Source organism: Rathayibacter sp. AY1D2 (assembly GCF_002932695.1).
GTDB lineage: Bacteria > Actinomycetota > Actinomycetes > Actinomycetales > Microbacteriaceae > Rathayibacter.
Window position 1 is genome coordinate 1 of record NZ_PSVX01000103.1, and the last position, 7,645, is coordinate 7,645.

The window sequence follows — 7,645 nt, forward strand, 5'->3', positions numbered from 1 at the left end:
ACTCCTGGACTCTCGCGAAAGTCCTGCGCTCTCGCGGAGGCGCGCCGCTCAGCCGCGCTCGGCCCGCTCGGCGAGGAGGTACTGCCAGTCGCGCGGCACCGCGAAGTAGGCGCCCGCGCCCGGCAGCAGGGTCCCGTAGTAGCGACGGATGCGCTGGATGGCCGTCAGCGCGGCGATGTCCTCCATCGAGGTCTGCACCAGCCGCTCGTAGGTGAACACCCCCAGCAGCACGACGACCGGGATGATCACCGCGAGGAACCCCATCGCGTATCGGGTCGGGGCGAGGAAGCCGAAGGCCACGAGCGAGCTGGAGAGCATCGTCAGGTAGAGCGAGGCGCGGCTGCTCGACTCCGTCACGGTGATCCCGCGCGCCGACTCCAGCACGAAGTGCTCGGTCAGCAGGGCGTTGAGGAACGCGGCCGGCCGGTCCGGGAGCGACGCGGCGGAGACGGCGGCCTCGGGCAGCGCGGGCGTGCGGGGAGAGTCCTCCTCGTCGAGGCGGTCGCCCGGCTCCGGATTCACGGCCGCACCTCTCGCGGGGACCGTACCTCTCGCGGGGCCGCCCCGCGGCGTCCGTTCTTCGAGTCATCCGACTCGCGCACCGGCTCCACCCGCGCGCCTACCGTCGGACGCGACGCCGAGCACCGCCACCGGGGCGCGTGCGCAGACACCGAAGGGCCGTTCATGATCGACACCCGCCACCTCCACTCGAACCAGCGAGACACCCTCGAGCGGCTGCTCGAGGACTCGCCGAGCCACAACGTCCTCTGGGCGGACGTGCTGACGCTGCTCGAGGCCGTCGGCACCGTCCACGAGAAGCACGACGGCGCCTTCTCGGTGACGGTCGGCTCGACGACCGAGACCCTCCACCGGCCGCACCACAAGGACGTGGACGAGCAGCAGCTCGTCGACCTGCGCCGCCTGCTCCGCGGAGCGGGGTACGGCGCATGAGCGCCGGGACGCCCGCCGACCTCACCGGGTCGGCCGCCGAGCGCCTCCGCCGGCTGGACGCGCTCGACGCGGGGGCGCTGACCGAGGAGTGGCTGCTGCGCCAGCTGCGCCTCGCGCTCGGGGATCTCGCCGCGCTCGAGCCGGCCGCCGAGGCCGAGCAGGAGCGGCGCGAGGACTTCTGACGCGGCGGGCGGCCGTCCCGGGTGCACGCGGCCGGCACCCGGACGGCCGCCGGCCCGCACGCCGCAGCGCCGCCCCGCTCCGCCGCTCATCGCCCGGCCGCCGCGCTGCGGGCGCGCAGCAGCACGCCGGCCGTCGCGGTCGCCGCCAGCACGAGCGCCGCGAACACCGTCAGCACCGTCGTCGCGGTGACGAGGTCGAGCGCCGCTCCCGCTGCCAGTGCGGGCACCGCGAGCCCCGTGTACGCGACCAGGAACACCACCGCCAGGGTCTCGCCCCGGCGGGCGGGATCCGCGAGGGCGACCGCCGTGCCGATCGAGCCCTTGAAGAGCAGCCCCACCCCGAAGCCCGAGACGACGGCGCCGGCGAGGAACACTCCCAGCTGCGGAGCGATCGCTCCGGCCGCGACCGCCGCGAGCCCGACCGCGCAGCCCGCCACCGCGATCGAGAGCTGCAGGCGCGTCCCCACCTTCACGAGCAGCAGCTGGCCGAGGGCCGCGGAGGCGAACACGGCGAAGGACGTCGCGCCGGCGAGCAGGTGGTCGCGCACTTGGAAGGTCTGCACCAGGAACGTCGGTGCGAGCGAGGTGAAGAGGCCGAGGACGGAGAAGGCCGAGAACGCTCCGAACGCCGCGAGCAGGAACGCCCGGCGCGCGTCCGCCGGCACCGAGAGCCGCTGCGGCCGGTAGGCGGGCGCCGTCTCCGGCACGTCGACCGTCTCGGGCACGAGGAGCAGCGCCAGGCCCGCCACGAGCAGCGCGACCAGGAACACCTGGTGCGGCAGGAGGAGCGGATCGGGCAGGAACTCGGCGAAGACCCCTCCGAGCAGCGGGCCCAGCGAGAGTCCGCCGAGGTTCACCGCGCCCGAGATCGACGCGGCGACCATCGTGTTCTCGTCGGGCCGGGCGCGGGCGCGCAGCTCGCCGAGGTGGGCGGTCGCCGTGGCGGTGAGCATCCCGATGCTGACGCCGTTGACGAAGCGGGCGACGATCAGCCCCGGCACCTCCGTCGTCAGCGAGAAGAGCACGGCCGAGACCGCCGAGACGAGCACCGCGATCAGCAGCACTCGGCGGCGGCCGAGCCAGTCGCTGACGTGACCGGCGAGGTACAGGCTCACGATCACTCCGACCGCGTAGGCGGCGAAGACGACGGTGATCACGAACGGCGGGAAGCCGTCGAGCTGCTGGTAGAGCGGGTAGAGCGGGGTCGGCACCGTCGAGTAGGCCATCACGAGCAGGAAGGTCGCGGCGACGATCCAGAAGCCGACGCCGTGGCGCACCGTCGGCAGTCGGCGGCTCACGAGGTCTCCTGCAGGTGGCGGTGGGCGAAGGTGACGGCCATCGCGCCCTCGCCGACGGCGGAGGCGACGCGCTTGACCGAGCTGCGGCGCACGTCCCCCGCGGCGAAGGAGCCGGGGACGCTGGTCTCGAGGTAGAACGGCGCCCGTTCGAGCGGCCAGTCGCGAGCCGCGTGCTCACCGGCGAGATCCGGTCCCGTCACGAGGTAGCCGCCGGAGTCGCGGACGATCGCGGTCTCCGCCGCCCACGTCGTATCCGGCTCGCCCCCGATGCAGACGAAGAGGTGGGAGGTGGCCAGCGCCCCGTGCACACCGGTCGCCGAGTTCTCGACCTCGATCGACTCGAGGGCATCGGCGCCGTGCAGGCGGGTGACGCGTGAGTCGAGCAGGATCGTCACGTTCGGCTCCCGGACCACGCGCTCCGCGAGGTAGGAGGAGAGGCTGTCGGCCAGATCCGGGCCGCGGACCAGCATGGTCACGTGCCGCGCGTGCGCCGAGAGGTTCATCACGGCCTGCCCGGCCGAGTTGCCGCCTCCGACGACCACGACGTCCTCGCCCTCGCAGAGCGGCGCCTCGCTCGTGCCGGCACCGTAGTAGAGGCCGACGCCGAGCAGCTCGTCCTCGCGCTCGAGGCCGCGCCGGCGCCACTGGATGCCCGTGGCGCAGATGTTGGTGCGGGCGACGACGGTCGTCCCGTCGGCGAGCAGCGCGTGGATCCGGTCGTCGGCGAAGCGCCCGCGGATCCCCTCGCGCATCCGCAGCAGCTCGGCGCCGAAGGAGACGGCCTGCTGCCGCGCGCGCTCGGCCAGATCGGCTCCCGCGATCCCGTGCGGGAAGCCGAGGTAGTTCTCGATCAGGCTGCTGGAGCCGGCCTGCCCGCCGATCGCCGAGCGCTCGAGGACCACGACCTTCAGCCCCTCCGAGGCGGCGTACACGGCGGCCGAGAGCCCGGCCGGACCGGCTCCGTAGATGGACAGGTCGTACTCCGCGAGCCGCGGCGAGCCGACCCAGCCGAGCCGGGCCGCGACCTCGGCGAGCGTCGGATCGGAGGCGCGGCTGCCGTCCGGGAACACCACGAGGGGGAGCGACGCGGTGGCGAGCGGGTGCCCGGCGACGGCGAGGCACTGCTCGTCCGTGTCGATCGGCGTCCACGAGAACGAGACGACGCTGCGCGAGAGGAGGTCGCGGATCTCCCACGCGTCGCGGCTCTCGCGCCGCCCGTAGAGGCGGACCTGCGGGAGGTCCCCGGGCACAATCACGAGGCCCGCCGCCGCTCGAGCCCGTCGCGGAACTTCATCAGCTTGAGGCAGAGGTGCAGCGTGCTGCGGGCGAGGCCTACCTCGACGTGCGCGGCAGCGTGCGGGAGGCGTGCGGGCTCCTCCACATCCACCGCACCACGCTCTACTACCGCCTCGACAACCTGCCCGAGGCGGTCCGGGAGGCGCTCGACGACGGCCTCGCCCGCAGCACGCTGCACCTCTGCCTCAAGCTGATGAAGTTCCGCGACGGGCTCGAGCGGCGGCGGGCCTCGTGATTGTGCCCGGGGACCTCCCGCAGGTCCGCCTCTACGGGCGGCGCGAGAGCCGCGACGCGTGGGAGATCCGCGACCTCCTCTCGCGCAGCGTCGTCTCGTTCTCGTGGACGCCGATCGACACGGACGAGCAGTGCCTCGCCGTCGCCGGGCACCCGCTCGCCACCGCGTCGCTCCCCCTCGTGGTGTTCCCGGACGGCAGCCGCGCCTCCGATCCGACGCTCGCCGAGGTCGCGGCCCGGCTCGGCTGGGTCGGCTCGCCGCGGCTCGCGGAGTACGACCTGTCCATCTACGGAGCCGGTCCGGCCGGGCTCTCGGCCGCCGTGTACGCCGCCTCGGAGGGGCTGAAGGTCGTGGTCCTCGAGCGCTCGGCGATCGGCGGGCAGGCCGGCTCCAGCAGCCTGATCGAGAACTACCTCGGCTTCCCGCACGGGATCGCGGGAGCCGATCTGGCCGAGCGCGCGCGGCAGCAGGCCGTCTCCTTCGGCGCCGAGCTGCTGCGGATGCGCGAGGGGATCCGCGGGCGCTTCGCCGACGACCGGATCCACGCGCTGCTCGCCGACGGGACGACCGTCGTCGCCCGCACCAACATCTGCGCCACGGGCATCCAGTGGCGCCGGCTCGGCCTCGAGCGCGAGGACGAGCTGCTCGGCGTCGGCCTCTACTACGGTGCCGGCACGAGCGAGGCGCCGCTCTGCGAGGGCGAGGACGTCGTGGTCGTCGGAGGCGGCAACTCGGCCGGGCAGGCCGTGATGAACCTCTCGGCGCACGCGCGGCACGTGACCATGCTGGTCCGCGGCCCGGATCTGGCCGACAGCCTCTCCTCCTACCTCGCGGAGCGCGTCGTCCGGCAGCCGAACGTGACGATCCTGCTCGACTCACGCGTCACCCGCCTGCACGGCGCCGATGCCCTCGAGTCGATCGAGGTCGAGAACTCGGCGACCGGTGTGCACGGGGCGCTGGCCACCTCCCACCTCTTCGTCTGCATCGGGGGCGAGCCGGATACGACGTGGGCGGCGGAGACCGCGATCGTCCGCGACTCCGGCGGCTACCTCGTGACGGGACCGGATCTCGCCGGTGAGCACGCGGCTCGCGACTGGCCGCTCGAACGGGCGCCGTTCTACCTCGAGACCAGCGTCCCCGGCTCCTTCGCCGCGGGGGACGTGCGCCGCAGCTCGGTCAAGCGCGTCGCCTCCGCCGTCGGCGAGGGCGCGATGGCCGTCACCTTCGCCCACCGCCACCTGCAGGAGACCTCGTGAGCCGCCGACTGCCGACGGTGCGCCACGGCGTCGGCTTCTGGATCGTCGCCGCGACCTTCCTGCTCGTGATGGCCTACTCGACGGTGCCGACCCCGCTCTACCCGCTCTACCAGCAGCTCGACGGCTTCCCGCCGTTCGTGATCACCGTCGTCTTCGCCGCCTACGCGGTCGGAGTGATCGTGAGCCTGTACCTCGCCGGTCACGTCAGCGACTGGCTCGGCCGCCGCCGAGTGCTGCTGATCGCGGTGCTCGTCTCGGCGGTCTCGGCCGTGCTCTTCTCGCTGACGACGGAGGTGCCGGGGCTGATCGTCGCCCGCTTCGTCAACGGCGTCAGCATCGGGATGCTCACCGCCACGGCGACCGCCCACCTCGGCGAGCTGCGCGCCCGCGCCCGGCCCGACGAGAACACGATGGTCGCCGCGTCGATCTCGGGCGCGGTGAACCTCGGCGGACTCTCGCTGGGCCCGCTGCTCGGAGGGGTCTTCGCCGAGTTCCTGCCCGATCCGCTCCTCCTGCCGCACCAGGTGTTCCTGGTCGCGCTGCTCGTGGCGGGCCTGGCGCTGCTCCTCGTGCCCGAGACGGTCGACGTGCCGGAGACGGCGCCCGCCTACCGGCCGCAGCGGCTCTCGGTGCCGGCGGACGCGCGCCGGGCGTTCCTGCTCGCGGCGTTCGGAGCGTTCTCGGCCTTCTCCGTCCTCGGCCTCTTCACCTCGCTCGCACCGACGTTCCTGGTGCAGACCTTCCAAGTGCGCGACCACCTGCTCGCCGGCGCGACGTCCTTCGCCGTGTTCGCCTCCGCGGCCCTCGGCCAGCTGCTGCTCGTGAAGGTGGGGACGCGCCTGCAGCTCTCGATCGCGGTGGCGGGCTGCGCGGTCGGGCTCGCGGCGGTCGCGGCCGGAGCGATCGCTCCGCAGCTGGGAGTGTTCCTCGCCGGCGCCGTCGTCTCGGGCTTCGGGGTGGGGCTGCTCTTCAAGGGCTCGATCGGCACGGCGGTCGCCCTCGCGGATCCCGCCCGCCGGGGCGAGACCCTGGCGGTGGTGTTCCTGGTCGCGTACACGGGGCTCGCGGTGCCCGCACTGGCAGCGGGAGCGGCGCTCGACCTCGTCACCGCGACGACGGTGCTGACGGTGTTCGCGGCGCTCGTGCTGGCGGCGACCGCGACGGCCGGCGTGCTGCTGCGCGCCCGCAGCGCGGCGGCCGGGCGATGAGCGGCGGAGCGGGGCGGCGCTGCGGCGTGCGGGCCGGCGGCCGTCCGGGTGCCGGCCGCGTGCACCCGGGACGGCCGCCCGCCGCGTCAGAAGTCCTCGCGCCGCTCCTGCTCGGCCTCGGCGGCCGGCTCGAGCGCGGCGAGATCCCCGAGCGCGAGGCGCAGCTGGCGCAGCAGCCACTCCTCGGTCAGCGCCCCCGCGTCGAGCGCGTCCAGCCGGCGGAGGCGCTCGGCGGCCGACCCGGTGAGGTCGGCGGGCGTCCCGGCGCTCATGCGCCGTACCCCGCTCCGCGGAGCAGGCGGCGCAGGTCGACGAGCTGCTGCTCGTCCACGTCCTTGTGGTGCGGCCGGTGGAGGGTCTCGGTCGTCGAGCCGACCGTCACCGAGAAGGCGCCGTCGTGCTTCTCGTGGACGGTGCCGACGGCCTCGAGCAGCGTCAGCACGTCCGCCCAGAGGACGTTGTGGCTCGGCGAGTCCTCGAGCAGCCGCTCGAGGGTGTCTCGCTGGTTCGAGTGGAGGTGGCGGGTGTCGATCATGAACGGCCCTTCGGTGTCTGCGCACGCGCCCCGGTGGCGGTGCTCGGCGTCGCGTCCGACGGTAGGCGCGCGGGTGGAGCCGGTGCGCGAGTCGGATGACTCGAAGAACGGACGCCGCGGGGCGGCCCCGCGAGAGGTACGGTCCCCGCGAGAGGTGCGGCCGTGAATCCGGAGCCGGGCGACCGCCTCGACGAGGAGGACTCTCCCCGCACGCCCGCGCTGCCCGAGGCCGCCGTCTCCGCCGCGTCGCTCCCGGACCGGCCGGCCGCGTTCCTCAACGCCCTGCTGACCGAGCACTTCGTGCTGGAGTCGGCGCGCGGGATCACCGTGACGGAGTCGAGCAGCCGCGCCTCGCTCTACCTGACGATGCTCTCCAGCTCGCTCGTGGCCTTCGGCTTCCTCGCCCCGACCCGATACGCGATGGGGTTCCTCGCGGTGATCATCCCGGTCGTCGTGCTGCTGGGGGTGTTCACCTACGAGCGGCTGGTGCAGACCTCGATGGAGGACATCGCCGCGCTGACGGCCATCCAGCGCATCCGTCGCTACTACGGGACCCTGCTGCCGGGCGCGGGCGCCTACTTCGCGGTGCCGCGCGACTGGCAGTACCTCCTCGCCGAGCGGGCCGAGCGCGGCTGAGCGGCGCGCCTCCGCGAGAGCGCAGGACTTTCGCGAGAGTCCAGGAGT

11 protein-coding genes are annotated in these 7,645 nt (G+C 73.9%); 6 read left to right on the top strand and 5 right to left on the bottom strand.

The genetic code is table 11. The annotated features are described in order from the left end of the window. Window positions 1–48 precede the first annotated feature (48 nt). Entirely contained in the window at window positions 49–522 is a 474-nt protein-coding gene (locus C5D04_RS17255; protein ID WP_104348115.1) for a hypothetical protein, read from the bottom strand. A 162-nt stretch (window positions 523–684) separates the two neighbouring features. Here C5D04_RS17255 and C5D04_RS17260 point away from each other — a divergent pair, with 162 nt between their 5' ends. Further along, a complete protein-coding gene (locus tag C5D04_RS17260; RefSeq protein ID WP_104224777.1) occupies window positions 685–951 on the top strand; it encodes a hypothetical protein in 267 nt (88 codons plus the stop codon). Beyond that, window positions 948–1,133 carry a hypothetical protein gene (locus C5D04_RS17265; protein WP_104224778.1) on the top strand — a complete coding sequence of 62 codons (186 nt, stop codon included), beginning with the start codon at window positions 948–950 and terminating at the stop codon, window positions 1,131–1,133. The genes C5D04_RS17260 and C5D04_RS17265 overlap by 4 nt, the downstream gene beginning before the upstream one ends. Window positions 1,134–1,219: 86 nt before the next feature. Here C5D04_RS17265 and C5D04_RS17270 read toward each other — a convergent pair whose 3' ends face one another. Both C5D04_RS17270 and C5D04_RS17275 read right to left on the bottom strand, forming a co-directional pair. Continuing rightward, window positions 1,220–2,431 carry an MFS transporter gene (locus tag C5D04_RS17270; RefSeq protein WP_258068966.1) on the bottom strand — a complete coding sequence of 404 codons (1,212 nt, stop codon included), beginning with the start codon at window positions 2,429–2,431 and terminating at the stop codon, window positions 1,220–1,222. Next, entirely contained in the window at window positions 2,428–3,681 is a 1,254-nt protein-coding gene (locus C5D04_RS17275; protein ID WP_219815045.1) for an NAD(P)/FAD-dependent oxidoreductase, read from the bottom strand. The genes C5D04_RS17270 and C5D04_RS17275 overlap by 4 nt, the downstream gene beginning before the upstream one ends. 59 nt (window positions 3,682–3,740) lie before the next feature. Here C5D04_RS17275 and C5D04_RS17280 point away from each other — a divergent pair, with 59 nt between their 5' ends. From C5D04_RS17280 to C5D04_RS17290, 3 genes are read left to right on the top strand one after another with little or no spacing between them, the layout of a single operon-like run. Continuing rightward, window positions 3,741–3,962 carry a helix-turn-helix domain-containing protein gene (locus tag C5D04_RS17280; protein ID WP_104348119.1) on the top strand — a complete coding sequence of 74 codons (222 nt, stop codon included), beginning with the start codon at window positions 3,741–3,743 and terminating at the stop codon, window positions 3,960–3,962. A gap of 2 nt (window positions 3,963–3,964) precedes the next feature. Then, a complete protein-coding gene (locus C5D04_RS17285) occupies window positions 3,965–5,218 on the top strand; it encodes an NAD(P)/FAD-dependent oxidoreductase (protein ID WP_219812342.1) in 1,254 nt (417 codons plus the stop codon). After that, complete coding sequence (locus C5D04_RS17290) at window positions 5,215–6,426, top strand: MFS transporter (protein WP_258068966.1); 1,212 nt, start codon at window positions 5,215–5,217, stop codon at window positions 6,424–6,426. Before C5D04_RS17285 ends, C5D04_RS17290 begins: the two co-directional genes overlap by 4 nt. Before the next feature lie 86 nt (window positions 6,427–6,512). Here the strand turns inward: C5D04_RS17290 and C5D04_RS17295 are convergent, their stop codons facing one another. Next, window positions 6,513–6,698, bottom strand: coding sequence for a hypothetical protein (locus C5D04_RS17295; protein WP_104224778.1), 186 nt, complete (start codon window positions 6,696–6,698; stop codon window positions 6,513–6,515). Further along, the gene (locus C5D04_RS17300) at window positions 6,695–6,961 is read right to left on the bottom strand and encodes a hypothetical protein (protein ID WP_104224777.1); all 267 of its coding nucleotides are present in this window, start codon (window positions 6,959–6,961) and stop codon (window positions 6,695–6,697) included. Before C5D04_RS17300 ends, C5D04_RS17295 begins: the two co-directional genes overlap by 4 nt. A 162-nt stretch (window positions 6,962–7,123) precedes the next feature. On the opposite strand from C5D04_RS17300, the gene C5D04_RS17305 reads away from it, so the two are divergent. Beyond that, on the top strand, window positions 7,124–7,597 hold the full coding sequence (locus C5D04_RS17305) for a hypothetical protein (RefSeq protein ID WP_104348115.1): 474 nt from the start codon (window positions 7,124–7,126) through the stop codon (window positions 7,595–7,597). Window positions 7,598–7,645 lie beyond the last annotated feature (48 nt).

Coding starts and splice junctions, on each gene's coding strand:
- C5D04_RS17300 (WP_104224777.1), bottom strand. CDS start 6,961: ATGATCGACACCCGCCACCTCCACTCGAACCAGCGAGACACCCTCGAG.
- C5D04_RS17295 (WP_104224778.1), bottom strand. CDS start 6,698: ATGAGCGCCGGGACGCCCGCCGACCTCACCGGGTCGGCCGCCGAGCGC.
- C5D04_RS17260 (WP_104224777.1), top strand. CDS start 685: ATGATCGACACCCGCCACCTCCACTCGAACCAGCGAGACACCCTCGAG.
- C5D04_RS17265 (WP_104224778.1), top strand. CDS start 948: ATGAGCGCCGGGACGCCCGCCGACCTCACCGGGTCGGCCGCCGAGCGC.